The sequence below is a fragment of the Mesorhizobium sp. M2D.F.Ca.ET.226.01.1.1 genome (genome assembly GCF_004022705.2).
In the GTDB taxonomy this organism is placed as follows: Bacteria; Pseudomonadota; Alphaproteobacteria; order Rhizobiales; family Rhizobiaceae; genus Mesorhizobium.
This window is the reverse complement of the sequence record NZ_RZOY02000005.1, coordinates 104,684-127,526: the sequence shown is the minus strand read 5'-3', so window position 1 is coordinate 127,526 and position 22,843 is coordinate 104,684. Positions and strand designations below refer to the sequence as shown.

The window sequence follows — 22,843 nt, the reverse complement described above, 5'->3', positions numbered from 1 at the left end:
CAGGTTGTTCACAGTTGCGGCCATGCCGATATTTCCGACGGGGTTGCGGGCGAGAAGGCCACTCGCTACATCGGCGCGATGAAAGTCAAAGACGCAGATATTCTGATCGTGCCGGGCTACACCAATTCCGGCCCCGAACATTGGCAGACGCGCTGGCAGTCGAAACTGTCGACGGCGCGCCGGGTCGAGCAGACGGAATGGACGAAGCCGGTGCGCGAGGATTGGACGGCAAGCGTGGCGAACGCCGTCAACGAAGCCGAGCGGCCGGTGGTGCTCGTCGCGCACTCGCTTGGCGTCGCGGCGGCGGTGCAGGCCATCCCGCAATTCAGGAAGCCCATCGCGGGCGCCTTCTTCGTGGCGCCGCCGGATGTCTCCAATCCTGAAATCAGGCCACGGCATCTGATGACCTTCGGCCCCTATTCCCGCGACCCGCTGCCCTTTCCGTCGATCGTGATTGCCAGCCGCAACGATCCGTTCTGCGCCTTCGACGTCGCCGAGGACATTGCCGCCGCCTGGGGATCGCTGTTCATCGATGCCGGCGAGGCCGGCCATCTCAACCAGGATGCAGGCTTCGGCCCATGGCCGGAGGGCTCGATGACTTTCGCCAAATTCCTGACGGAGCTGAAAGAGCCTTGAGTTCAGCGCCGCGTTAGGCGCCGATCGAATCCCGCATGCTCTTCAGCAGCGTCTTGGCGCCAAGCGAAATCAGCGTGTGGTCGGAGCCCATGGCAAGCAGCCGGTAGCCCATCGACACGACGCGGCCGGCGATTGCCGGCTCGATGACGTAGATGGCGGCATGCTTTCCGGCCTTGCGCGTCCGCTCGGCGATCGACGCCACCGTCTCCATCATGCTTTCCAGCGTCGAATTGACGGTGGTGCCGTTCGACCAGGCGATCGAGAAATCCGACGGGCCGACGAAGATGCCGTCGATGCCGGGCGTGTCCAAAATGCCGTCCAGCGCCTCGAATGCCGCCCGCGTCTCGACCATCGCGAAAGCCATGGTGCGCTGGTTGGAATCGCGCAGCCATTCGGCGTGGTCGCCCTTACCGTGGCGCGGGAACGCGTAGGTCGGCCCCCAGGAGCGCTCGCCCAGCGGCGGATATTTCATCGCGGCGGCGAACTGCCTCGCGTCGGCCACGGAGTTCACCATCGGCGCGATCACCGCCTCGGCGCCGAAATCGAGCGCGCGGCTCGCCATGTCGAAGCGGCCGACCGGAATGCGCACCAGCGCCGGCTTGCTGGCGGCGAGCACCGGCACCAGTCCGCGCAGCACGCTGTCCTCGTGGTGGCCGCCATGCTGCATGTCGAGGGTGACGGCATCAAAGCCTTGCTTGGCGATGATTTCGACCGTCAGCACGTCCGGCACGCCGGACCAGGCCGTGAACAGCGTTTCGTCGGCGGCCAGGCGGGACTTGAGCGACATCGGAACTTTCCTTGTTAACAATCCGCAGTTTCAGCCGGAAACGGCGGCAAGGCAAAGAAAAACCGCCCGGCTAGACCGGGCGGTCGATTGGTCCAGTCAGAGCAATTCCTGGAAAAGTGTGTAGCGGTTTTCCGCCCGGAATTGCCTAAAAACAAAGAGATAGAGCATGATGCCGAAAAGCGTGAAGCGGCTTTCGGGCGACATCCTGCTCGTCCAGCCTCAGCTGTTCTTGATCTGCTCGATCGCCTGCGCCATCAATTCATCCATGGTGCGGCGGATCTGATGGTCGGACTGATTGACGCCGGCGGCATCGAAATCCTGGCGGATCTTGCGGAAGACGTCATGATCGCCGGCTTCCTCGATATCCGAGACCACCACCTCTTTGGCGTAGGCTTCCGCATCGTCGCCGGATTTGCCAAGCTTTTCAGCAGCCCAGAGGCCGAGCGCCTTGTTGCGACGCGCCGCGGCCTTGAAGCGAAGTTCCTCGTCGAAGACGAATTTGCGCTCAAAGCCCTCTTCGCGGTCTTTCATGCTGCTCATGACGTCCCTCCGATCAATCCGATTCGCGTTCGCGGTGAATATGTGTGATGGGCAAGCACAAATCAAAAGGCCGCGAGCCGGTCAATATGCTTCGTCGCATGCTGCGCTGCGGCATTTCGATCCCGAAAGCGGTTGATTCGCGGGATTTGGCGATTGAGCAAACAGGGCGATTGCGATAACACCGGCATTGAACGCCGCCGTCGCCATACTAATTTAGGCAGACGGACAGGAACCGGTCACTTGCCGCCTGCCGCAGATCCAGAGAAAAAATCAGATGAAAAATCGCCGCCGCATTTACGAAGGCAAGGCCAAGATCCTCTATGAGGGACCTGAGCCGGGGACGCTGATCCAGTTCTTCAAGGACGACGCCACCGCCTTCAACAAGAAGAAACACGAAGTGGTCGATGGCAAGGGCGTGCTCAACAACCGCATTTCCGAGCACATCTTCAACCACTTGAACCGCATGGGCATTCCGACCCACTTCATCCGCCGGCTCAACATGCGCGAGCAGTTGATCAAGGAAGTCGAGATCATCCCGCTCGAGGTCGTCGTGCGCAATGTCGCCGCCGGCTCGCTGTCCAAGCGTCTCGGCATCGAGGAAGGCACTGTGCTGCCGCGCTCGATCATCGAGTTCTACTACAAGGCCGACGCGCTCGACGATCCGATGGTGTCGGAAGAGCACATCACCGCCTTCGGCTGGGCGAGCCCGCAGGAAATCGACGACATCATGGCCTTGGCCATCCGCGTCAACGACTTCCTCTCCGGCCTGTTCCTTGGTGTCGGCATCCAGCTCGTCGACTTCAAGATCGAGTGCGGCCGCCTGTTCGAGGGCGACATGATGCGCATCGTCGTCGCCGACGAAATCTCGCCGGATTCCTGCCGGCTGTGGGACGTCGCCACCCAGGACAAGCTCGACAAGGACCGCTTCCGCCGCGACATGGGCGGCCTGGTCGAAGCCTATCAGGAGGTTGCCCGCCGTCTCGGCATCATCAACGAGAACGAGCCGCCGCGCCCGACGGGTCCAGTGCTCGTCGCCTCTTCCGAGGCGCCCAAAGGCCTGAAGCACTGAATAGTGACGGGCCTGCAGGACGATGGCGGGCCCCTTTCCCAAACGACCATCTGCCCAGGAGTATCGATGAAAGCCCGCATCACCGTGACCCTCAAGAACGGCGTTCTCGACCCCCAGGGCAAGGCGATCGAGCACGCACTTTCCGGGCTGGGCTTTGACGGCGTCGGCCAGGTGCGCCAGGGCAAGGTGTTCGACATCGAGCTCACCGGGACCGATAAGGCCAAGGCCGAAGCCGATCTCAAGGCCATGTGCGACAAGCTTCTGGCGAACACGGTGATTGAGAACTACGCGGTGGAGATCGCCTGACAATGAAATCAGCCGTCGTCCTCCTGCCTGGCCTCAACCGCGACCGCGATATGATCGCGGCGCTGACCAAGATTTCCGGCCAGGCGCCGGCGACGGTGTGGCAGACCGACACCGAAATCCCCGATGTCGACCTGATCGCCATTCCCGGCGGCTTCTCCTTCGGTGACTATCTGCGCTGCGGCGCGATCGCGGCGCGCATGCCGGTGATGCGGGCGGTCGCCGAAAAGGCGGCCAAGGGTGTCACCGTCATCGGTGTCTGCAACGGCTTCCAGATCCTGGTCGAGGCGGGACTGCTGCCCGGCGCCTTGATGCGCAACGCCTCGCTGAAATTCGTCTGCCGGCAGATCAAGCTCGAGATCGCCAACGCCAACACCATGTTCACGCGCCGCTACCAGCCCGGACAGGTGATCCGCTCGCCCGTGGCGCATCACGACGGCAATTATTTCGCCGATGTCGAGACGCTCGCCCGTCTCGAAGGCGAAGGCCAGGTGGTGTTCCGCTATGCCGACGGCACCAACCCCAACGGCTCGATGAACGACATCGCCGGCATCGTCAACGACAAGGGCAACGTGCTCGGCCTGATGCCGCATCCGGAGAACCTGATCGAGGCGGCGCATGGCGGCAATGACGGGCGGGCGCTGTTTGAAAGCGCACTCGGCATCGCGGCTTGATCTTCAAAATCTATCGGAACGCGGGGGGCGGACTGACCATGAGACCGACGATTGCTCGCCTTGCTCTCGTGGCCGCCGGGCTTGCCCTGGCTTCCTGCCAATCCAGCCCCAAGACGACGCCGGTTCCATCAGGCAAAAGCGCCTCGCTGCTGGCCATGGAACAGGTCGCCATCTCGGCGCATAAATGCTGGATCGCCAGCAAGGATCCGGCCTTCAAAGCCTACCAGATGGCCAATGAGCTCAATTCTTACAGCGGCACGCCGCGCTTCCTGCTGGTGCCCGCCAAGCATTATGGCGGCAAGCCGCTGCTGGTCGTGCAGGCGCAGGGCAATTCCAGCCGCGTCGATGTGTTCGGTCCGCTGATGAACGAGCCGCTCGGCGCGCGCATCGGTTCCGACATCGCCCGCTGGCAGGCCGGCAACCCGTCCTGCGCGGCAGCCGCCTGAGGTCGCCATGGGCCGGTTCCTGCAAATGGCGGGACTGGTCATCGGGCTGATCGGGCTCGTCCTGCAGGCCGCGATCACCATTCCGGCGGCGATGGCGGCAGGGCGCAGCCTCCTCAGCTCGATCGTCTTTCTCTTCAGCTTCTTCACCATCTTGACCAACATCGCGGCTGTGATGGTGCATGCTTCGCTGCTGTCACCCGCCGGCTACGCCTGGTTTCCCGCTTTTGCCAGCCAGCGCCTGCGCGCCGGTATCGCCGTCGCCATCACACTGGTCTTTGTCGTTTACGTGACTGTGCTGTCGAAGCTCTGGCAGCCGCAGGGCCTGTTCCTGCTTTGCGACATCCTGCTCCACTATGTCACGCCGTTTATCTTCGTCACGTGGTGGCTCATTGCAGGCGCAGACGGCAGCACGCGCTGGCGCGATATCTCCTGGTGGATGGTCTATCCGCTCGCCTATCTCGCCTATGCGCTGATACGCGCGCCCTTCGCCGGCGAAGTGCCCTACCCGTTCCTGGACGTGGCCAAGAACGGCGCGGCGAGCGTCGCCATTTCGGCCTCGGGTGTGACTGCCCTGTTCATCGGATTGAGCGTGCTTGCCGTACTCGTCGATCACGGCATCGGCCGGTTGCGAGGAAAGCCCGCGGCCCGCGTCCAATCGAGCCGCCGATAGGCATCACTCCCAGAATGCCCTGATGCCTTCGCGATGGGCGTCGCAGCGCGAGATGCCGATATCCTTGAGCTGCTCGTCCGTCATCTCCAGCAGTGCCAAGCGACCACGCCGGCGGTCCAGCATGCGGTTGATCTGCCGTGCGAGAGAACGGAGCACGACCAGCACGCGACCGACGAAGCCGCGCTGAATCAGCAGATCGGCCTGTGCACCAAAAGCCGGCCCGGCATGGCGAATTGTCTCGATTGTATCCATTGTCGTTCTGCCTTGTCTCGATTGTACCTTGCAATCGCGGGTTCGATATGGATTGACTCATCACGCGGTGCAATATAGAAAATTGTCACCATGACAAATTGGCTCCCTGACCTTTCCACTGGCTCCGGTCCGCTTTATCAGCGCCTTGCTGACAGCATTGAGTCAGATATCGATAAGGGCGTCATCGATGCCGGTGCAAAACTGCCGCCGCAGCGCGACCTCGCCTACGATATCGGCACGACGGTCGGCACGATCGGCAGGGCCTATCAGTTGCTGCGCGAACGTGGCCTGGTAAGCGGTGAGGTCGGTCGCGGCACCTATGTGCTCGCCCAGCGCGCCGAAACGCCGAAACCCGAGGTCGAACCGGGCTTGCAAGGCACGCGCCCAATCGACGCCCCGAGCGGCAAGCTGCGCTTCGACAGCACCGCCGCGCCCGATGTCGGCCAGGGCGCGGTGATTGCAGACATCCTGGCGCGCACGGCGCAGGAACACCCGCACGACATTTCGAGCTACACGCGTGATTTTCCCGAGCGCTGGTACGAGGCGGGCAGCCGCTGGCTTTCGCGCAACGCTTTCCGCCCCTTGCCCGATTCGATCGTCCCTACGCTGGGCACCCATGCCGCGGTCATGGCGGCGATCGCGGCGCTGACCATGCCCGGCGACTACGTGGTTTTCGAGCATCTCACCTATTCGCAGATCGCGCGCAGCGCCGGGCTGATCGGGCGCCGCATCGCGCTGGTCTTGACTGACGACAACGGCATCGACCCCGATGATTTCGAGCACGTCTGCGCGCAGAAACATCCAAAAGTGATATTCCTGATGCCGACCGCGAAGAATCCGACGCTGGTGACGCTGTCGGCGGAGCGGCGCCAGGCGATCGCAAAGATTGCGCGCGAATACAATGTCGCGCTGATCGAGGACGATCTTTACGGCGAGCTCACCGACGACCCGACGCCGCTGCTGGCCGAATATGCGCCCGAGCGTACGATCGTCGCCGGTGGCCTGTCGAAGTCGGTCGCGGCAGGCGTGCGCGGCGGTTGGCTCTCCTGCCCGCCGGCCTACCGCCATCGCATCCGCGTCGCCCACAAGATGATGACCGGCGGCCTGCCCTTCCTGCTGGCCGAGGTCGGTACGAGGCTGGTGATGTCGGGCCAGGCGGGCGAAATCCGCAAGCGCTGCATTGCCGAAATTCAGGCCCGCCTCGCTATCGTGCGCGACGTTATGGCGGGATTCGACTTCAAGGCAAGGGATAACGTGCCCTTCGTCTGGCTGACCTTGCCGGACCCGTGGCTGTCCGGCACTTTCAAGAATGCCTGCCTGGCGCAGGGCGTGCTCATCGACGACGAGGACGAGTTCAAGGCCGGCCGTTCCGAGCAGGTCTTTCACGGCGTGCGCTTTGGCGTATCGCAACCGCGCCAGAGCAAGGATGTCGCCGATGGCGTCGCCGTCATTCGCCGCTTGCTCGACGAAGGCCGCGCCGGCTACGACAGTTTTTCCTGACCAAGCCCACAGACCCGGGCTGAGCATCACCGGCAGGGGCAGTTTTCCGGCATTTTCGTTGTCCGATGGGGTGTATCGCGCGAAAAGCTTGCGATAAGAGGAGGACTCGAAAACTCCCCTCTCTCACGGACAAAAATCGCCGCTCATGACCATTTCCAATTCCGTGCCGATCACCCCTGAGCTCGTCGCCGCGCATGGACTGAAGCCCGACGAATACCAGCGCATCCTGGATCTGGTCGGCCGCGAGCCCAGCTTCACCGAGCTCGGCATCTTCTCTGCGATGTGGAACGAGCACTGCTCCTACAAGTCCTCCAAGAAATGGCTGCGCACCCTGCCGACCAGCGGTCCGCAGGTCATCCAGGGCCCGGGCGAGAATGCCGGCGTGGTCGATATCGGCGACGGCGACTGCGTGGTCTTCAAGATGGAGAGCCATAACCACCCGTCCTACATCGAACCCTATCAGGGCGCGGCGACCGGCGTCGGCGGCATCCTGCGCGACGTCTTCACCATGGGTGCAAGGCCGGTTGCGGCGATGAACGCGCTGCGCTTCGGCGCGCCGGACCATCCCAAGACCCGGCATCTCGTCGCCGGCGTGGTTTCGGGCGTCGGCGGCTATGGCAATTCCTTCGGCGTGCCGACCGTCGGCGGCGAGGTCAATTTCGACGCCCGCTACAACGGCAACATCCTGGTCAACGCCTTTGCGGCGGGGCTCGCCAAGACCAACGCCATCTTCCTGTCGCAAGCCAAGGGCGCCGGCCTGCCGGTGGTCTATCTCGGCGCCAAGACAGGGCGTGACGGCGTCGGGGGCGCCACCATGGCCTCGGCCGAGTTCGACGACAAGATCGAGGAGAAGCGCCCGACCGTGCAGGTCGGCGATCCCTTCACCGAAAAATGCCTGCTGGAAGCCTGCCTCGAGCTGATGGCGTCGGGCGCTGTCATCGCCATCCAGGATATGGGCGCGGCCGGGCTCACCTGCTCGGCCGTCGAGATGGGCGCCAAGGGCGATCTCGGCATCGAGCTCGACCTCGACCAGGTACCGGTGCGCGAGGAGCGCATGAGCGCCTACGAGATGATGCTGTCGGAAAGCCAGGAGCGCATGCTGATGGTGCTGCGCCCCGAGAAGGAAGAGGAAGCCGAGGCGATCTTCCGCAAATGGGGTCTCGACTTTGCCATTGTCGGCAGGACCACCGACGATCTGCGCTTCCGCGTCATCCATCAGGGCGACGAGGTCGCCAACCTGCCGATCAAGGAACTGGGCGACCAGGCGCCGGAATATGACCGCTCCTGGGTCGAGGCGAAGAAGCCCGCGCCGCTCGCCGCCAACGATGCGCCGAAGGCCGACGTCGCGGACGCGCTGCTGAAAATGCTCGGCGGGCCGGACCTCTCTTCCCGCCGCTGGGTGTGGGAGCAGTATGACACGCTGATCCAGGGCAATTCGCTGCAGCTTCCCGGTGGCGATGCCGGCGTCGTGCGCGTCGAAGGCCACCCGACCAAGGCGCTCGCCTTCTCCTCCGACGTCACGCCGCGCTATTGCGAGGCCGATCCTTACGAGGGCGGCAAGCAGGCGGTGGCCGAATGCTGGCGCAACCTGACCGCCACCGGCGCGCTGCCGCTCGCCGCCACCGACAACCTCAATTTCGGCAATCCTGAGCGGCCTGAGATCATGGGCCAGTTCGTTGGCGCCGTGAAAGGCATAGGCGACGCCTGCCGCGCGCTCGGCTTCCCGATCGTCTCCGGCAATGTCTCGCTCTACAACGAAACCAATGGCCGCGGCATCTTGCCGACGCCGACCATCGGCGGCGTCGGGCTGATCGCTGACTGGTCGAAGATGGCACGCATCGGCTTTGCCGCCGAAGGCCAGATGATCGTGCTGGTCGGCGCGCCTCCGAGCTGGGGCAGCCATCTCGGCCAGTCCGTCTATATGCGCGACATCCACGGCCGCGCCGACGGTCCGCCGCCGCCGGTCGATCTCGCGCATGAGAAGCGCGTCGGCGACCATGTGCGCTCGCTGATCGCTTCGGGCATCGTCACCGCCGCCCACGACGTCTCCGACGGCGGCCTCGCGGTGGCGCTCGCCGAAATGGCGATGGCCTCCGGCATCGGCGCCGCCATCCCCGGTCTCACCGGCGCCGATCCGATCCCGGTCTGGTTCGGCGAGGATCAGGGCCGCTATCTGCTGACGCTTTCGATCGACCCGCAAAGCGGCGAATGGGACAGGATCCGCGAGGAGCAAAGCAAGCTCGGCATCTTCGCGCCCTGGATCGGCACCACAGGCGGACACGAATTGAAGCTGGGCGGGACACGGCCGATCCCGGTCAGCGAGCTGAAGACCGCCCATGAGGGCTGGTTCCCGCGCTTCATGGACCAGGCCAGTTGACGAGGCTGACCGCGAAGGCGCTGGTTGCAGTCGTCTTCTGGCCATCCCTGTTCTTCTGCTGGTTTCTCGGGCCCTTTGCCTTGTTCCTGCTGTCGACGACCTCAAGTGAGGTCTGCCCGCGGCTGGAAACCCGCGCCGAGTTCCTGGCCGCTGCCAACGGCACGCTGCCGATGCTCATCGCGCAGAACCTGATCTACGCGGTTCCGATCGCCTGCCTTGTGTTGTGGAACAGGCTTTCTCCGGAGCCGACGCGGGCAAGGCACATCGCGACCTGCATCAAGCTCTTCATAGTCGCCGCGGTGATCGGGGCGGTCTGGGAATACGGCTCGTCCTTGACCTGCGACGGCTACGGTCAGCGCTTTTTCTCAACCGCATGGCAGATGGCGAGCTATCTTCCCATCGTCATCCTGTTGTTAAACATCCCGCTCTACGTGCTGGTCTTCAGCCTCGGCCGCGCCTATTCGACGCGCGACGACATTAGCGAAGACGGCCTGGTTCATTCCGAGCGGGACAACCCTTAGGCTTCAATCCGGGCCGGAAACGCTTTAGGCTCAGCCCGAGTCACATAGCGTGCCCGCTTGAAACAGGATTTTGCCATGGCAATGGATGCCCACGACATCGAAAAACTGATCAAGGAAGGCATTCCGGACGCCAAGGTGACGATCCGCGATCTGGCCGGCGACGGCGACCATTACGCGGCCGAGGTCGTTGCCGAAAGCTTTCGGGGCAAGAGCCGGGTCCAGCAGCACCAGATGGTCTATGACGCGCTGAAGGGCAATATGGGCGGCGTGCTGCACGCGCTGGCGCTGCAGACCAGCGTTCCGGACTGAGCGCTACGCCACTTAGGGCTTGGCCCAAATTCGCGTTATCCCTTGCGCCATCGCGGTAGCGTCGCGGCTAACGTCTTGTTTCAGCCACCCTATGGGTCTATTTGAAGGACATGCTTCGAGCCTGACTCCCACAGGCGTGAAAGGATCCTCCATGACCGGCATCAACGACTACATCGACAATGAAGTGAAGAGCAACGACGTCGTGCTCTTCATGAAGGGCACGCCCGGTTTCCCGCAATGCGGCTTCTCCGGCCAGGTAGTGCAAATCCTCGACTATATCGGGGCTGACTACAAAGGCGTGAACGTGCTCGACTCGGCCGAACTGCGCCAGGGCATCAAGGATTATTCGAACTGGCCGACGATCCCGCAGCTCTACGTGAAGGGCGAATTCGTCGGCGGTTGCGATATCGTGCGCGAAATGTTCCAGGCCGGCGAGTTGCAGGACTTCCTGGTCGAAAAGGGTGTCAGCGTTAAAGGCGCCGCTTGATTTTCAATTTTGCTTGCCGGCGCGGAGACCAACCCTCCGGCCGGCAAGCATCGCCCGGGGCTGCCCCCACCTCGGCAACTATGAACCCGTATCTCGGGAATGAAACGAACGAGCGCGCCGGCTAGCCGGCGCTTGTTCGTTTGAAAGATCGGACTTTGCCGTGGACAAGCAGGTAGAAGCGTCGCAACGGGCAGGCAGCTTGCCCATTCCGCGCTGGGAATTCATTGCGCTCTGCGCGGCGCTCATGGCGCTCAATTCCTTGGCCATCGACATCATGTTGCCGGCACTGCAGCAGATCGGCGCCTCGCTCGGCGTCGAAAACGAAAACCACCGCCAATACGTCATCACAGCCTATATTCTCGGCTTCGGCACCGGGCAGCTTTTCTTCGGCCCGATCTCCGATCGTTTCGGCCGCCGGGCGCCGCTGGTCGCCGGCCTGATCATCTATGTCGCGGCGGTTGCCGCCGCCGCCGTCGCGCCCACCTTTGCGGTCCTGCTCGCCTGCCGTACCGTGCAAGGCATCGGCGCCGCGGCGACACGCGTTATCGCCGTCTCGATCGTGCGCGACACGTTCGAGGGTCGCCGCATGGCCGAGGTGATGTCGCTGATCTTCATGGTGTTCATGGCGATCCCCGTCGTCGCGCCTGGCATCGGCCAGTTCATCATGCTGTTCGCCACCTGGCACTGGATCTTCGTCACCATGGCCATCGGCGCGCTGATCGTGTCGGCATGGTCGCTGCTGCGCCTGCCGGAGACGCTGCATCCGGAATACCGCCGGGCACTGACCCTCAACGCGATCGTCGGCGGCTTCCGCATCGTGCTCACCAACCGCGTCGCGGTTTGCTATGCCTTTGCCAGCACCTTCATCTTCGGCGCCATGTTCGGCTTCATCAATTCGGCGCAGCAGATCTATCTCGATGTCTTCCATGTCGGCGAGCTGTTCCCGCTGATCTTCGCCGGCGTCGCCGGCGTGCTCGCCTTCTCGAACTTCCTCAACGCGCGCCTCGTTGGCCGGATCGGCATGCGCCGCCTGTCGCAAAGCGCGCTGCTGCTGTTCCTCGCAATCAGCCTGACATGGCTTGTCGTCTCGCTGGAGATGCAAATGCCGCTCTGGCTGTTCATCGCATTCTTTGCCGGCGCGATGGTGCCGTTCGGCTGTCTCGGCGCGAATTTCAACGCCCTTGCCATGGAACCGCTCGGCGCGCTCGCCGGCACCGCGTCATCCATCCTCGGCTTCATGCAGACCTTTCTCGGCGGCATCCTCGGCACGCTGATCGGCCAGGCCTATAACGGTACGGTCACACCTCTGGCCGCGGGCTTCTGCAGCGTCTCGGTCGCCGCCTTGCTGATGATCCTGATCGCCGAAGGCGGTCGGCTGTTCCAACCTCACAACCCGCCGGTGTGAGACCCGGGAAAGCGCCCAGTTAGGATCTGCCTTCCTCCGCTGCCGCAAAGTGCGGGGAAAGCAAACGCCCCGCGATCGCGCCGCCCATGCTGTCGGTGAAAGGCACCGGCAAGGCCTTTTCAAGCGCCTCGAGCACGGAAGCGACGAAAGCTCTGTTCAAACTGTCGTTCGGCCCGAGTTTCGAGAAAGTGGCGCGAGGCTTGCCGATAAGCGTTCCGTTCCGGCGAAGCGAGAACCGCAACGTCGGCGCCAGGCCGCCGGTCCCCGGTGGCGGCTGCCAGCAAGCGTAAATGGCATCGAACATTGCCGCTATGGTGTTGACCGGCTGGCGTCTGCCGCAGGCGCGCTTCTGCGCCAAGGCTTGCCCGCAACTCGCGTTCATGAAAGCGGCGCAGGCAACGGCGGCCATCGCATGGCGGAAGTTCGCGCGCATCCCGGACCTTCGATGAAGTAACAGAACAGGTCGACCTGCCTTCACAAGGGAGCCAATCCTAATCGGCCCAGAGTTCGCGGCGCAACTCGTCCCAGCTTTGCTTGTCAGGCGCGACAAGCAATCCGCCATCGACATGCGACGGCAGATAGGCGCTGCCGTCGACGCGCGCGGCATGGCCGCCCGCTTCCTGATGGATCAACGCGCCGGCCAGATGATCCCAGGGCATCAGCTTGTTGTAGAGGACGAAATGGGCGTGGCCGCTGGCCAGCAGCCGGTACTCATGCGCGGCGCAGCGATAGGCAAATTGCGACAGCGTCTTGGTCTGGTTGCGAGCGAGCCGCGAGCGTTCGGGCTCCGCGAGAAACTGCCAGGACACCGAGCCGGTCATCTGCGACATCGGCACCGGCGCCGCGACACGAACCTTCTCCAGCGCGCCATGCGCGTGGCGGATATGGCTGCCGGCGCCCTTGGCGCCGATCAGCCAGTCCTTGCCGACCGGATCGTGGATGATGCCCGCGACGGTCTCGCCATTGACGACGACGCCGGCCATGACGCCGAACAACGGCACGCCGGAGGCGAAGTTGAAGGTGCCGTCGACCGGATCGATGACGAAGGCAAGCTCGGCATCGCCGAGGCCGCCAAGCAGCGCCGGATTGTCGGAGCAGGCCTCCTCGCCGACCACCATGGCGTCGGGATAGCGCTCGTGCAGCCTGGCGGTGATCAGCCTTTCAGCATTCACATCCGCTTCCGTCACGAGGTCCGCGGCGGAAGTCTTCTGGCGGACGTCGCCTTCGCCCAGCCGGCGGAAGCGGGGCATGATTTCGCTCCTGGCGGCGTCGGCGAGAAGCTCGGCCAGCCAGTCGATCGAACGGTCGTCAAATTTCATCGGAATTGTCTCGTGCTGCGTCGAGCCCCGCGAAGTCGAACAGCTTCCTGTCCAGCAGATGCGAGGGCCGCACATTGGTCATGGCGCGGATCATCGTATCCTTGCGGCCCGGCATGCGCTTCTCGATGTCGTCGAGCATCGCCTTCATGGCGTTGCGCTGCAGCCCTTCCTGGCTGCCGCACAGGTCGCAGGGAATGATCGGGAATTTCATCGCGTTGGCGAATCTTTCGAGATCGGCCTCGGCGCTATAGGCGAGCGGCCGCAGCACCATGACGTCGCCCTCGTCATTGAGAAGCTTCGGCGGCATGGCGGCAAGACGTCCGCCATGGAACAGGTTCATGAAGAAGGTCTCGAGGATATCTTCGCGGTGATGGCCGAGCACCAGCGCCGAACACCCCTCCTCCCGCGCGATCCGGTAGAGATGGCCACGCCGCAGCCGCGAGCACAGCGAGCAATAGGTGCTGCCTTCGGGCAATTTGTCGGTCACCACCGAATAGGTGTCCTGATATTCGATGCGGTGCGCGATGCCGTTGGCGTTGAGATAGTCGGGCAGGATGTGCTTCGGGAAGTTCGGCTGGCCCTGGTCGAGATTGCATGCGAGCAGCTTTACCGGCAGCAACCCGCGCCATTTGAGGTCGAGCAGCAACGCCAGCAGGCCGTAAGAATCCTTGCCGCCGGAAAGCGCCACCAGCCAGCGCTCGCCGGGCTTGACCATGGCAAAGTCCTCGATCGCCTGGCGCGTCAGCCTCAGCAGCCGCTTGCGCAGCTTGTTGAACTCGACCGAGGACGGCACGTCGCGAAACAGCGGATGGAAGCCGCCCTCGGTCTCGTCGTCGATCGGCTCGAGCGTTTTGCCATCTGGCAGCATGTTCATGGCGCTGATGCCCCACGGGTCTCGTTGCCGCCCGGCTTACCGGACGCGGCCGATAAAGAAAAGGCCGCCCCGAAAGGCGGCCTTGGATGTTGCGGCTGATTGATGTCGATCAGCGCGAGTAGAATTCGACGACCAGGTTCGGTTCCATCTGCACGGCGAACGGAACGTCCGACAGGCCCGGAACGCGCGCGAAGGTCGCGGTCATCTTGTTGTGGTCGGCTTCGATGTAGTCCGGCACGTCGCGCTCGGCGAGAGCAACCGACTCCAGCACGATGACGAGCTGCTTCGACTTCTCGCGCACCTCGATCACGTCGCCCGGCTTGCAGCGATACGAACCGATGTTGGTACGCTTGCCGTTGACGTTGACGTGGCCGTGGTTGACGAACTGGCGGGCGGCAAAGATCGTCGGCACGAACTTGGCGCGATAGACAATCGCGTCGAGGCGCGACTCCAGCAGACCGATCAGGTTCTCGGAGGTGTCGCCCTTGCGGCGATTGGCCTCTTCATAGACCTTGCGGAACTGCTTTTCCGAAACGTCGCCATAGTGACCCTTCAGCTTCTGCTTGGCGCGCAGCTGCAGGCCAAAGTCGGAAAGCTTGCCCTTGCGGCGCTGGCCGTGCTGGCCGGGGCCATATTCACGCTTGTTGACCGGGGACTTCGGGCGGCCCCAGATGTTTTCGCCGAGACGGCGGTCGATCTTGTATTTCGCGGATTCGCGCTTGCTCATCGCATTCCCTTTCAAAACAATATACCCGGAACCCCATGGCTCCGGGCGAAGGAAACGCGCCCTCCTCTGGCCTCCGTTTTCGAGACCTGACAGGGCTTTCCACGCAAAGCGACGGAAAGCCCACGGGACACGTCAAAAGAAACCACCGGGCGTCGCCACCCGGTGTTGGTGGGCCTGTTAAACACAGATTTAACCGCTGTCAAGCTTGTGGCTGGCGGCATCAAGGGCAACCCTATACCATTCCTTGCATGCGGCGCTGGATGTGGCGGCAAGTTGCACCCGACGGCATCGGGGCGGAGCTGGCCACCTTGGACGCAAACCCGCCTTATACTCAATGAAGGGACTGGAACAGAGGAGTCCGAATTCCCATGAAGAAGTTCTTCCTTACCCTCACCGGCGCCGCTGTTTTGGCCGGATCGATGGCGGTCATGACGCCTGAACCGGCCCTGGCCAGGCATTGGCATGGCCACATGCAGGTCTGCCGCGTCGTGGTGAAGAAAAGAGTAGTCTGGCGTCACGGCCACCGCTACGTCGTCCGCTATAAGACCAAGCACTGCTGGTGGCGCCGCTAAAGCATGTCTCCCGAAAGTGGGTTTCGGGACAAAGACATGCGCAAATCAAAACACTGAAGCGCATGCAGCGAATCTGAAAGATCGCGACGCGCTTTAGGGTGTTTTGCAGCGAGGGATTGACGAGCCCACCGCCGGCGCCGCAGGCTCTTTCGTTCGACCTCGCGATCTATCACTTCTTGCCGGGAAGGCCCTTGCGCTTGGTCTCGGCGAATTCCTCGAGCTGCTTCTCGCTCATCGATTCGTACATCTCGCGCGAAGCGCCTTTGAGCTCACTTTTCTTGATCTCACCGCGTTTGGCGGAAAGCGCTGCGCCGGCGGCTTTTTGCTGGGCCTGTGATGTGGCGGGCATGGCGGTTTCTCCTTTGCTGGGGAGCAATTCCAGGAAAAGTGTGAAGCGGTTTTCCGTCAGGAATTGCGTAAATCAGATAGAGTAGAAACGCTGCGCTTCGGTGCCAGTTCCAGCGACGGCGGCTCCGTTTCTCGGCCTTCTTGCCGTGGGCCGTCAGACCCACCGGCTTTGGCGATTCCGGTCGTCAGCCTTCCCGGGGTTGGAACGCCAGTGTAGGACGATTGCATGAAATCGCTGACCGACCCTTCACAAGCGCTTGCCGTCGGCCTCACGAAAATCCGCACCGAATTCCACGTGCCGGATGGATTTCCGCCTGGGGTGGTGGCCGCGGCACAGGCGGCTGCCAGGCGTGCGCCTGGCCAGCATGCCGATCGCACGGCGATGCCCTTCGTCACGCTCGATCCGGCGAGTTCGACCGATCTCGACCAGGCGTTCTCGATCGAGACGAGCGGCGGCGATCTTCTCCTGCACTACGCCATTGCCGACGTGACCTGGTTCGTCGATGACGGCGACGCGGTCGATCTCGAAGCCTGGAACCGGGGCCAGACGCTCTACCTGCCGGACGGCAAGGCCGGGCTCTACCCGCCGGTGCTTGCCGAGGCCGCGGCGAGCCTGTTGCCTGCCGGCCCGCGTCCCGCGGTCGTTTTCGCGGTTCGGGTCGCCGGGGACGGAGCGGTGAAATTGGATGGCGCGGAGCGGGCCATCATCCAAAGCCGAGCGAAGCTTGCCTATGACAGCGTGCAGGCCTCGGATGTTCCCGCTGGCTTCGCCGAATTGGCGCGACGCATGGCGGCAAACGAAGAGCGCCGCGGCGCTTCGCGCGTCGATCCGCCAGAGCAGGAGGTGGAAGAGCTCGCCGACGGCACGTTCCGGCTTTCGTTCAGGCCGCTGCTGCAATCCGAGCAGGACAATGCAGCACTTTCACTGGCCGCCAATATGGCGATTGCCGACGCCATGCTGGCGCATAAGACCGGGCTGTTCCGAGTGATGTCCGGGCCGGACGCTTCCAAGGTGCAGAGACTGCGCAACGCGGCTCAGGCGCTCGGCCTGTCCTGGCCGGACTCCACCAGCTTGCGAGATTATCAGCGCACGCTCGATCCGACCGATCCGAAACAGGCGGCGCTGATGCTGGAAATCCGCCGTGCAGGCAATGGCGCGTCCTACCAGCCCTATCAAGAGGGCGTGATCCCCTGGCACGAGGCGATGGCCGCCACCTATGCCCACGCAACCGCGCCGCTCAGGCGGCTGGCCGACCGCTACGTCGTGCGCTGCGCGCTGGCAATCGCCAACGGCCAGCCCGTGCCGCAGGCAGTCAGCGACGCATTCGCCAGATTGCCGAAGGTGATGGGGCGCTCGGACGCCCGCGCTTCGCAGATCAACCACGCGGCTATCGACCTTGCCGAGGCGGTGATGCTCAGGGGACATGAGGGGGAGACGTTCAAGGCCGTCGTCACCGACTTCGTCGATCATGGCGTGCGCGTGCAGCTTGCCGACATGGCTGTCGTCGCCAACGTCAAGGCTTCCGGCCTCAGGCAGGGCGACGCGCTCAAGCTGAAGCTGGTCTCGGCCGATCCGGATCAGCGCAGCATCGTCTTCGAACCCGCGCGTTAGCGCGCGGTAAGACCAAACCCTTGGATCAGCCGCCTCGTTGCGAAATCCACCTTGCCGGAAGTGAAGACGGCAAGATCGGGCTCGCTTTCGCCCGACGTCTCCCCGACAGGCTCGAGCAGCGACATCGCGCGCCGCGCGATCGCCTCGGCGGGATCAATCCAGTCGACCGGCCAGGGGGCGGTCTTGCGCATGCGGTTGACCAGAAACGGATAGTGCGTGCAGGCGAGCACGACGATGTCGGTGCGATTGCCCTCGCGCTCGATGAAGCAGGGCGCGATTTCGGCGCGCACGGCTTCTTCGTCGACGAAACCCTGGCGCATATAGATCTCGGCGAGCCCCGCCAGCCGATCGCTACCGACCAGGCGCACATGGCATTTCTGTGCCCATTTGCTGATCAGGTCGCGCGTATACTGACGCTTCACCGTGCCCGGCGTCGCCAGCACGGAGACGAGGCCGGATCGCGTGCGCTCGGCGGCCGGCTTGATCGCCGGCACCGTGCCGACAAACGGATGTCCAGGGAATTTTTCGCGCAGCACCTCGATCACCAGGGTCGATGCAGTGTTGCAGGCAATCACCGAGATCGCCGGCCGCAGCCGGTCGAGCAGCTTGCCGAACAGCGTGAGGATGTGGTCCTTGAGCGCCGGTTCCTCCCAGGCGCCGTAAGGAAATGCCGCATCGTCGGCGACGTAGACAAAGCGGCGGTCGGGCATCAGCACGCGCGCCTCGCGCAGCACGGTCAGCCCGCCAACGCCGGAATCGAACATCAGGATCGGGCGCTGGCTTGATCGATCGCTCATTGTCATCCGGTCATAGAGCAATTCCAGGAAAAGTGTGAAACGGTTTCCGTCCGGAATTGCGTCAAAACAAAGAGAGGCGGCAGGTCCGTGATTGGACCGCAGGCGCTTCTATCGCGAATGATCGTGGTCTTGAAGAGGCGAATGCGAGCAGCTTTTGCGCAGCTATCTCTTGGACTCGCTCATACGCCGCGCTTGCCGAAGCCGGCCGGGCGCGGCCTGCCGAAAGGCTGCGGCGCCGGCGGGACGCGAGCGGTTGAAGCGGCGGGAACGGCGGCTCGTGACGAAGTGGCCGGCGCCGCGGCGCGTCCGGGGCGTGTCGATGCCGGCAGCGGGCCATCGAACTCGAAGACATCCGTCAGTTCGTCGATGTTGCTGCCCGCGACAGGCTTCGCCCACAGGATCGTGCACCAGAGGCCGAATATTGAAAGCCCAAGCAGGTTCAGCCCGCCGGGAATGCTCTCGGGATCGCCGAATTTGACGACCAGCAGCACGCCCGCCTGCAGAAGCGCGTAGACGGCGGAAAGGGCGATGTAGGCCCACAGGATCCAGCGGCGCCCGTTGGCGTCGCGGGTGCGGCAAGCGGCGAGGTTGCCGCGCACCGCGACAAAGATGAGGGAAGCGATGAGGACCGCGCCCGCCATGCCTTGACGTGACGGACCGGGCGCCGAATTGAGCAGCCCCTCAAAGCCGATCGTGCTGACAATGCAGATAACGATCACCACCGTTTCGGCCACGGTGAGACCAACAGAGTAAAGGAAAAAGCGCAGTCGACCAATATTGGACGTAAACATGTGCCACCCCCACTATTGCAGCAAGGATGACGCACAACCGAATAAAATTCGGTTACTTCAAACGCTCACAGCTTATCGATTTTAACTTTCTTCGTCTTTGACACGACTACGCACGCCGGCCGGCAATCGTCTCGGGTCGTCCCCGGGCGAGCCGTCGCCGCGCGGCATGGCCGGCGAGAACCGGTCGAGCGAGGAGATGATGCCGCGCAGCACCTTGAGCTCGGGCTCGGCAAAACCCGCGCGCGTCAGCACGGCGCGCAGATTGTCGACCATCTTCGGTTTCTTTTCTTCCGGGCGGAAGTAACCGCGCGCTTCCAGCGCGTTTTCCAGATAGGCGAACAGGCTGTGCAGTTGCTCCTTGGTCGCCGGCACCAGCTCCGGCCCGGAGAAATTGGTCTGGGTTTCCTCGGCAAGGCCGGACTTCATCCACTCATAGGACATCAGCAGCACCGCTTGGGCGATGTTGAGCGAGGAAAAGCCGGGGTCGACCGGGAAGGTGACAATCTCGTCGGCGAGCCCGACCTCGTCATTATAGAGGCCGAAGCGTTCGCGGCCGAACAGGATGCCAGTGCGCAGCCCGGCCTCAGTGCGCGCCCTGAGTGCCCTGCCCGCTTCGACCGGCCCGCGCACGGGCTTGAAGCCGTCGCGCTCGCGCGCCGTCGTGGCGAAGACAAAGTTGAGATCGGCGACGGCCGAGGCCAGATCGTCGAAAACCCTGGTGCCGTCGATGACATGATCGGCGCGGCTGGCGGCCGCGCGCGCCTTCTCGCTCGGCCAGCCGTCGCGCGGGTTAACGAGCCTGAGCTCGGACAGGCCGAAATTAGCCATCGCCCGTGCGACCATGCCGATATTCTCGCCGAGCTGCGGCTCGACCAGGATGATCGCCGGTCCGGCGGAGGCGGTGTTGGTGGTATCTTCGATGGCTGGCATGGGCAGTGGGTAACCGGTGTTTGCGGCGTTTCGGCGTCCCCTGCCACATCCGGTCCGGAAAATGAAGCATTCACAACAGCGGTGCTGCGTCCGCCAAGGCGCGTATCGCGGTTTGCGCGCTGAAAAAGCCTTTGATATACGCTCGGCATCCCCGGCCGAAACCATGCGGGCAAGGCCGTTCAGTTCCCCAGCAACGAGGCATTCTTTCCATGGCGAAGATCAAGGTGGCGAACCCGGTCGTCGAACTCGACGGCGACGAGATGACCCGCATCATCTGGCAGTTCATCAAGGACAAGCTGATCCACCCCTATCTCGACCTGAAGCTTGAATATTACGACCTCGGCATCGAGCACCGCGACGCCACCAACGACCAGGTGACGATCGACTCGGCCAACGCCATCAAGAGATGGGGCGTCGGCGTGAAATGCGCGACGATCACCCCCGACGAAGCGCGGGTCGAGGAATTCAAGCTGAAGAAGATGTGGAAGTCGCCCAACGGCACCATCCGCAACATCCTCGGCGGCACCATCTTCCGCGAGCCGATCATCATGAAGAACGTGCCGCGCCTGGTGCCGGGCTGGACCAAGCCGATCGTCGTCGGCCGTCATGCGTTCGGCGACCAGTACCGCGCCACCGACTTCCGCTTCCCGGGCAAGGGCAAGCTGACGATCAAGTTCGTCGGTGAGGACGGCCAGGTGATCGAGCATGAGGTCTATGATGCGCCGGGCGCCGGCGTGGCCATGGCCATGTACAATGTCGACGAGTCGATCCGTGAGTTCGCCCGCGCCTCGCTGAACTACGGCCTGCTGCGCAATTTCCCGGTCTATCTGTCGACCAAGAACACCATCCTCAAAGCCTATGACGGTCGCTTCAAGGACATCTTCCAGGAGGTGTACGAGAAGGAGTTCGAGGCCGAGTTCAAGGCGCGGAAGCTCTGGTACGAACACCGCCTGATCGACGACATGGTCGCTTCCAGCCTGAAATGGTCGGGCGGCTATGTCTGGGCCTGCAAGAACTATGACGGCGACGTGCAGTCGGACACGGTGGCGCAAGGCTTCGGCTCGCTCGGCCTGATGACTTCGGTGCTGATGACGCCAGACGGCAAGACGGTGGAAGCGGAAGCCGCGCACGGCACCGTCACCCGCCACTATCGCCAGCACCAGAAGGGCGAGGAAACCTCGACCAATTCGATCGCTTCGATCTTCGCCTGGACGCGCGGCCTCGCCCACCGCGCCAAGCTCGACGACAATGCCGATTTGAAGCGCTTCGCCGAGACGCTGGAGAAGGTCTGCATCCAGACCGTCGAGGCCGGCTTCATGACCAAGGACCTGTCGCTGCTGATCGGCCCCGACCAGCCCTGGCTCTCGACCACCGGCTTCCTCGACAAGATCGACGAGAATCTGCAGAAGGCCATGGGGTAAAGCCTAATCCCGGTAATGTCGAAGGCTCTGAAAGGAGCCTTCGTCTTTTCTAGGGGTAAGTAAAATGGCCCAGCCAACCCTCTACGGCGCCGACTACAGCGTCTATGTGCGCATCGCGCGGATGGCGTTGCAGGAAAAAGGCGTCGACTACGAGCTCGTGCCGCTCGATATCTTCGCCGCCGAAGGCATACCGGCCTGGTATCTGGAGCTTCACCCGTTCGGCCGCATCCCGGCCTTCGAGCATGACGGTTTCCGCCTGTTCGAGACAGGTGCAATTGCACGCTATGTCGACGAAGCCTTCCCCGGTCCGGCCCTGCAGCCGGCCGACGCCCGCGGCCGTGCCAGGATGGGCCAGATCACCGGCATGCTCGACGCCTATGGCTATCGCGCCATGGTCTGGGACGTGGCTGTAGAGCGGCTGGAGAAGGCTGAGCCGGATTGGGCGTTGATTGCCGGCGGCCTCAATCAGGCTGAGACGGTGCTCAAGGTGCTGACCTCGCTGAAGGCAAAGGGCCCTTGGCTGCTCGGCGACCAGCTGACGCTGGCGGACCTGCACGCGGCGCCGATCGTCGCCTATTTCGTCAAGGTCGCACAAGGGCGCGATCTTCTGGCACGGTTTACGGATATCCAGGATTGGCATGCGCGGATAGCCGGACGGCCGAGCTTTGCCAAGACCGAAAAGGCGGGCTGATGCGCGCCGTCCATGTCAGCTATGCGACGCCGAACCTCTCGCAAGCCGGCAAGTTGCTGCTGAAGAGCGCGCGCCGCTTCGGCCTCGACAGCCATCTCTATACGCCGCACCACCCGGTGCTGGTCGACCTCGCGCAAAGATATCCGTCGATCATGGCGCAGCCCCGCGGCGCCGGCTACTGGCTGTGGAAGCCTTTCATCACCCTGGACATGATGAACCGCGTGCCGGACGGCACGCCGGTCCTCTACAGCGATGCGGCGCTAACTTTCATCGCCGACCCCGCGCCGATGATCGCGCTTTCCAGGCAGCATCCGGTGTGCCTGTTCAGGATGAGCGGGCCGCTTCTGCAGAGCATCTGGACCAAGCGCGACTGCTTTGTCGAAATGGATGCCGACCGGGAAGAATTCTGGTCGCTGCCGCAGCTATGGGCGGGCATGCAGCTTTACCGCGCAGGGCCAGAGGCGAGGGCTTTCCTGACGCTCCTGGCGACGGCCATGGCGAGCGAGGTTCGCCTGACCGATATGCCGAACATTCATGGACATCCCAACCTGCCCGGCTTTGTCGAGCATCGGCACGATCAATCGGTGCTGACGATCCTTGCCCGACAGCGGGGCGCCGCCATTTTTCGCAACCCTTCGCAGAAGTGGCACGATCCATCGGCGCCGACGAGCGAGACGCCTTTCGGCCAAACCGTCTTTCTGCACCGCAGGCGAAACCACCCCTACTTCAGCTGGCTTTACCGGCGCCTGCGCCAGAAATACACGGGCGGCCAAGGCTTCCTTTGA

28 protein-coding genes are annotated in these 22,843 nt (G+C 63.4%); 18 read left to right on the top strand and 10 right to left on the bottom strand.

The genetic code is table 11. From position 1 onward, the window contains the following. Positions 1 to 78: 78 nt before the first annotated feature. Positions 79 to 636, top strand: coding sequence for an alpha/beta hydrolase (locus EN869_RS13255; RefSeq protein ID WP_127226118.1), 558 nt, complete (start codon positions 79 to 81; stop codon positions 634 to 636). A gap of 13 nt (positions 637 to 649) precedes the next feature. On the opposite strand, the gene EN869_RS13250 is transcribed toward EN869_RS13255, so the two are convergent. Continuing rightward, on the bottom strand, positions 650 to 1,423 hold the full coding sequence (locus EN869_RS13250; protein WP_127226117.1) for an HpcH/HpaI aldolase/citrate lyase family protein: 774 nt from the start codon (positions 1,421 to 1,423) through the stop codon (positions 650 to 652). Positions 1,424 to 1,642: 219 nt separating this feature from the next. Beyond that, positions 1,643 to 1,963 carry a DUF1476 domain-containing protein gene (locus tag EN869_RS13245; RefSeq protein WP_127226116.1) on the bottom strand — a complete coding sequence of 107 codons (321 nt, stop codon included), beginning with the start codon at positions 1,961 to 1,963 and terminating at the stop codon, positions 1,643 to 1,645. A gap of 274 nt (positions 1,964 to 2,237) precedes the next feature. Here EN869_RS13245 and purC point away from each other — a divergent pair, with 274 nt between their 5' ends. The 5 genes from purC to EN869_RS13220 all read left to right on the top strand — a co-directional run bounded on the left by purC (position 2,238) and on the right by EN869_RS13220 (position 5,125). Next, positions 2,238 to 3,032, top strand: coding sequence for a phosphoribosylaminoimidazolesuccinocarboxamide synthase (purC, locus tag EN869_RS13240; protein ID WP_040995384.1), 795 nt, complete (start codon positions 2,238 to 2,240; stop codon positions 3,030 to 3,032). A 66-nt stretch (positions 3,033 to 3,098) separates the two neighbouring features. Next, positions 3,099 to 3,338: a phosphoribosylformylglycinamidine synthase subunit PurS gene (gene purS, locus EN869_RS13235; RefSeq protein WP_040995386.1), complete on the top strand. Its 240-nt coding sequence runs from the start codon at positions 3,099 to 3,101 to the stop codon at positions 3,336 to 3,338. Between the two features lie 2 nt (positions 3,339 to 3,340). Next, the gene (gene purQ / locus EN869_RS13230; protein WP_127226115.1) at positions 3,341 to 4,009 is read left to right on the top strand and encodes a phosphoribosylformylglycinamidine synthase subunit PurQ; all 669 of its coding nucleotides are present in this window, start codon (positions 3,341 to 3,343) and stop codon (positions 4,007 to 4,009) included. Between the two features lie 38 nt (positions 4,010 to 4,047). After that, on the top strand, positions 4,048 to 4,455 hold the full coding sequence (locus EN869_RS13225) for a hypothetical protein (RefSeq protein WP_127226114.1): 408 nt from the start codon (positions 4,048 to 4,050) through the stop codon (positions 4,453 to 4,455). Between the two features lie 7 nt (positions 4,456 to 4,462). Continuing rightward, positions 4,463 to 5,125 carry a Pr6Pr family membrane protein gene (locus tag EN869_RS13220; RefSeq protein ID WP_127226113.1) on the top strand — a complete coding sequence of 221 codons (663 nt, stop codon included), beginning with the start codon at positions 4,463 to 4,465 and terminating at the stop codon, positions 5,123 to 5,125. 3 nt (positions 5,126 to 5,128) lie between these two features. Here the strand turns inward: EN869_RS13220 and EN869_RS13215 are convergent, their stop codons facing one another. Continuing rightward, positions 5,129 to 5,377, bottom strand: a complete 249-nt coding sequence (locus EN869_RS13215; protein WP_127226112.1) for a DUF1127 domain-containing protein — start codon at positions 5,375 to 5,377, stop codon at positions 5,129 to 5,131. A gap of 90 nt (positions 5,378 to 5,467) precedes the next feature. Between EN869_RS13215 and EN869_RS13210 the strand changes: the two genes are divergently transcribed. The 7 genes from EN869_RS13210 (at position 5,468) to EN869_RS34385 (ending at position 12,425) form a co-directional block, all read left to right on the top strand. Further along, positions 5,468 to 6,877, top strand: coding sequence for a PLP-dependent aminotransferase family protein (locus tag EN869_RS13210; RefSeq protein ID WP_127226111.1), 1,410 nt, complete (start codon positions 5,468 to 5,470; stop codon positions 6,875 to 6,877). A 145-nt stretch (positions 6,878 to 7,022) separates the two neighbouring features. Further along, positions 7,023 to 9,254, top strand: a complete 2,232-nt coding sequence (gene purL, locus EN869_RS13205) for a phosphoribosylformylglycinamidine synthase subunit PurL (RefSeq protein WP_127226110.1) — start codon at positions 7,023 to 7,025, stop codon at positions 9,252 to 9,254. Continuing rightward, on the top strand, positions 9,251 to 9,775 hold the full coding sequence (locus tag EN869_RS13200) for a hypothetical protein (RefSeq protein WP_127226109.1): 525 nt from the start codon (positions 9,251 to 9,253) through the stop codon (positions 9,773 to 9,775). The genes purL and EN869_RS13200 overlap by 4 nt, the downstream gene beginning before the upstream one ends. 75 nt (positions 9,776 to 9,850) lie before the next feature. Next, complete coding sequence (locus EN869_RS13195; RefSeq protein ID WP_006206026.1) at positions 9,851 to 10,084, top strand: BolA family transcriptional regulator; 234 nt, start codon at positions 9,851 to 9,853, stop codon at positions 10,082 to 10,084. Positions 10,085 to 10,235: 151 nt separating this feature from the next. Next, positions 10,236 to 10,571, top strand: a complete 336-nt coding sequence (grxD, locus tag EN869_RS13190; protein WP_059185116.1) for a Grx4 family monothiol glutaredoxin — start codon at positions 10,236 to 10,238, stop codon at positions 10,569 to 10,571. A gap of 205 nt (positions 10,572 to 10,776) precedes the next feature. After that, positions 10,777 to 11,976, top strand: coding sequence for a multidrug effflux MFS transporter (locus EN869_RS13185; RefSeq protein WP_167498566.1), 1,200 nt, complete (start codon positions 10,777 to 10,779; stop codon positions 11,974 to 11,976). 290 nt (positions 11,977 to 12,266) lie between these two features. Beyond that, positions 12,267 to 12,425 (top strand): hypothetical protein, encoded by a 159-nt coding sequence (locus EN869_RS34385; protein WP_167498552.1) that lies wholly within the window; start codon positions 12,267 to 12,269, stop codon positions 12,423 to 12,425. 42 nt (positions 12,426 to 12,467) lie between these two features. Here the strand turns inward: EN869_RS34385 and EN869_RS13175 are convergent, their stop codons facing one another. The 3 genes from EN869_RS13175 to rpsD all read right to left on the bottom strand — a co-directional run bounded on the left by EN869_RS13175 (position 12,468) and on the right by rpsD (position 14,896). Next, a complete protein-coding gene (locus EN869_RS13175; RefSeq protein WP_127226106.1) occupies positions 12,468 to 13,295 on the bottom strand; it encodes an inositol monophosphatase family protein in 828 nt (275 codons plus the stop codon). Continuing rightward, positions 13,285 to 14,163 carry a tRNA 2-thiocytidine(32) synthetase TtcA gene (gene ttcA, locus EN869_RS13170; RefSeq protein ID WP_189341238.1) on the bottom strand — a complete coding sequence of 293 codons (879 nt, stop codon included), beginning with the start codon at positions 14,161 to 14,163 and terminating at the stop codon, positions 13,285 to 13,287. The genes EN869_RS13175 and ttcA overlap by 11 nt, the downstream gene beginning before the upstream one ends. 115 nt (positions 14,164 to 14,278) lie before the next feature. Next, positions 14,279 to 14,896: a 30S ribosomal protein S4 gene (rpsD, locus tag EN869_RS13165; RefSeq protein ID WP_040981269.1), complete on the bottom strand. Its 618-nt coding sequence runs from the start codon at positions 14,894 to 14,896 to the stop codon at positions 14,279 to 14,281. 368 nt (positions 14,897 to 15,264) lie between these two features. On the opposite strand from rpsD, the gene EN869_RS13160 reads away from it, so the two are divergent. Further along, positions 15,265 to 15,468: a hypothetical protein gene (locus tag EN869_RS13160; protein ID WP_127226104.1), complete on the top strand. Its 204-nt coding sequence runs from the start codon at positions 15,265 to 15,267 to the stop codon at positions 15,466 to 15,468. 169 nt (positions 15,469 to 15,637) lie between these two features. On the opposite strand, the gene EN869_RS13155 is transcribed toward EN869_RS13160, so the two are convergent. Beyond that, positions 15,638 to 15,817, bottom strand: a complete 180-nt coding sequence (locus tag EN869_RS13155) for a DUF3008 family protein (RefSeq protein ID WP_127226103.1) — start codon at positions 15,815 to 15,817, stop codon at positions 15,638 to 15,640. Positions 15,818 to 16,042: 225 nt separating this feature from the next. Here EN869_RS13155 and EN869_RS13150 point away from each other — a divergent pair, with 225 nt between their 5' ends. Continuing rightward, entirely contained in the window at positions 16,043 to 17,428 is a 1,386-nt protein-coding gene (locus tag EN869_RS13150; protein ID WP_127226102.1) for an RNB domain-containing ribonuclease, read from the top strand. On the opposite strand, the gene murI is transcribed toward EN869_RS13150, so the two are convergent. The 3 genes from murI to EN869_RS13135 all read right to left on the bottom strand — a co-directional run bounded on the left by murI (position 17,425) and on the right by EN869_RS13135 (position 19,946). Continuing rightward, on the bottom strand, positions 17,425 to 18,225 hold the full coding sequence (murI, locus tag EN869_RS13145) for a glutamate racemase (RefSeq protein WP_127226101.1): 801 nt from the start codon (positions 18,223 to 18,225) through the stop codon (positions 17,425 to 17,427). The genes EN869_RS13150 and murI overlap by 4 nt on opposite strands. Positions 18,226 to 18,404: 179 nt before the next feature. Next, positions 18,405 to 18,959 (bottom strand): hypothetical protein, encoded by a 555-nt coding sequence (locus EN869_RS13140; protein WP_135884166.1) that lies wholly within the window; start codon positions 18,957 to 18,959, stop codon positions 18,405 to 18,407. Positions 18,960 to 19,097: 138 nt separating this feature from the next. Beyond that, positions 19,098 to 19,946, bottom strand: a complete 849-nt coding sequence (locus tag EN869_RS13135; protein WP_127226099.1) for an RNA methyltransferase — start codon at positions 19,944 to 19,946, stop codon at positions 19,098 to 19,100. A gap of 209 nt (positions 19,947 to 20,155) precedes the next feature. Between EN869_RS13135 and EN869_RS13130 the strand changes: the two genes are divergently transcribed. The 3 genes from EN869_RS13130 (at position 20,156) to EN869_RS13120 (ending at position 22,843) form a co-directional block, all read left to right on the top strand. Beyond that, complete coding sequence (locus EN869_RS13130) at positions 20,156 to 21,367, top strand: NADP-dependent isocitrate dehydrogenase (protein ID WP_127226098.1); 1,212 nt, start codon at positions 20,156 to 20,158, stop codon at positions 21,365 to 21,367. Between the two features lie 64 nt (positions 21,368 to 21,431). Continuing rightward, positions 21,432 to 22,058, top strand: coding sequence for a glutathione S-transferase family protein (locus tag EN869_RS13125; RefSeq protein WP_127226097.1), 627 nt, complete (start codon positions 21,432 to 21,434; stop codon positions 22,056 to 22,058). After that, entirely contained in the window at positions 22,058 to 22,843 is a 786-nt protein-coding gene (locus EN869_RS13120) for a hypothetical protein (protein WP_127226096.1), read from the top strand. The genes EN869_RS13125 and EN869_RS13120 overlap by 1 nt, the downstream gene beginning before the upstream one ends.

Excerpts from the sequence above, each read along its gene's own strand:
- EN869_RS13255 (WP_127226118.1), top strand. The coding sequence starts at position 79 with ATGAAAGTCAAAGACGCAGATATTCTGATCGTGCCGGGCTACACCAAT.
- EN869_RS13250 (WP_127226117.1), bottom strand. The coding sequence starts at position 1,423 with ATGTCGCTCAAGTCCCGCCTGGCCGCCGACGAAACGCTGTTCACGGCC.
- EN869_RS13245 (WP_127226116.1), bottom strand. The coding sequence starts at position 1,963 with ATGAGCAGCATGAAAGACCGCGAAGAGGGCTTTGAGCGCAAATTCGTC.
- purC (WP_040995384.1), top strand. The coding sequence starts at position 2,238 with ATGAAAAATCGCCGCCGCATTTACGAAGGCAAGGCCAAGATCCTCTAT.
- purS (WP_040995386.1), top strand. The coding sequence starts at position 3,099 with ATGAAAGCCCGCATCACCGTGACCCTCAAGAACGGCGTTCTCGACCCC.
- purQ (WP_127226115.1), top strand. The coding sequence starts at position 3,341 with ATGAAATCAGCCGTCGTCCTCCTGCCTGGCCTCAACCGCGACCGCGAT.
- EN869_RS13225 (WP_127226114.1), top strand. The coding sequence starts at position 4,048 with ATGAGACCGACGATTGCTCGCCTTGCTCTCGTGGCCGCCGGGCTTGCC.
- EN869_RS13220 (WP_127226113.1), top strand. The coding sequence starts at position 4,463 with ATGGGCCGGTTCCTGCAAATGGCGGGACTGGTCATCGGGCTGATCGGG.
- EN869_RS13215 (WP_127226112.1), bottom strand. The coding sequence starts at position 5,377 with ATGGATACAATCGAGACAATTCGCCATGCCGGGCCGGCTTTTGGTGCA.
- EN869_RS13210 (WP_127226111.1), top strand. The coding sequence starts at position 5,468 with ATGACAAATTGGCTCCCTGACCTTTCCACTGGCTCCGGTCCGCTTTAT.
- purL (WP_127226110.1), top strand. The coding sequence starts at position 7,023 with ATGACCATTTCCAATTCCGTGCCGATCACCCCTGAGCTCGTCGCCGCG.
- EN869_RS13195 (WP_006206026.1), top strand. The coding sequence starts at position 9,851 with ATGGCAATGGATGCCCACGACATCGAAAAACTGATCAAGGAAGGCATT.
- grxD (WP_059185116.1), top strand. The coding sequence starts at position 10,236 with ATGACCGGCATCAACGACTACATCGACAATGAAGTGAAGAGCAACGAC.
- EN869_RS34385 (WP_167498552.1), top strand. The coding sequence starts at position 12,267 with ATGGCATCGAACATTGCCGCTATGGTGTTGACCGGCTGGCGTCTGCCG.
- EN869_RS13175 (WP_127226106.1), bottom strand. The coding sequence starts at position 13,295 with ATGAAATTTGACGACCGTTCGATCGACTGGCTGGCCGAGCTTCTCGCC.
- ttcA (WP_189341238.1), bottom strand. The coding sequence starts at position 14,163 with ATGCTGCCAGATGGCAAAACGCTCGAGCCGATCGACGACGAGACCGAG.
- rpsD (WP_040981269.1), bottom strand. The coding sequence starts at position 14,896 with ATGAGCAAGCGCGAATCCGCGAAATACAAGATCGACCGCCGTCTCGGC.
- EN869_RS13160 (WP_127226104.1), top strand. The coding sequence starts at position 15,265 with ATGAAGAAGTTCTTCCTTACCCTCACCGGCGCCGCTGTTTTGGCCGGA.
- EN869_RS13155 (WP_127226103.1), bottom strand. The coding sequence starts at position 15,817 with ATGCCCGCCACATCACAGGCCCAGCAAAAAGCCGCCGGCGCAGCGCTT.
- EN869_RS13150 (WP_127226102.1), top strand. The coding sequence starts at position 16,043 with ATGAAATCGCTGACCGACCCTTCACAAGCGCTTGCCGTCGGCCTCACG.
- murI (WP_127226101.1), bottom strand. The coding sequence starts at position 18,225 with ATGAGCGATCGATCAAGCCAGCGCCCGATCCTGATGTTCGATTCCGGC.
- EN869_RS13135 (WP_127226099.1), bottom strand. The coding sequence starts at position 19,946 with ATGCCAGCCATCGAAGATACCACCAACACCGCCTCCGCCGGACCGGCG.
- EN869_RS13130 (WP_127226098.1), top strand. The coding sequence starts at position 20,156 with ATGGCGAAGATCAAGGTGGCGAACCCGGTCGTCGAACTCGACGGCGAC.
- EN869_RS13125 (WP_127226097.1), top strand. The coding sequence starts at position 21,432 with ATGGCCCAGCCAACCCTCTACGGCGCCGACTACAGCGTCTATGTGCGC.
- EN869_RS13120 (WP_127226096.1), top strand. The coding sequence starts at position 22,058 with ATGCGCGCCGTCCATGTCAGCTATGCGACGCCGAACCTCTCGCAAGCC.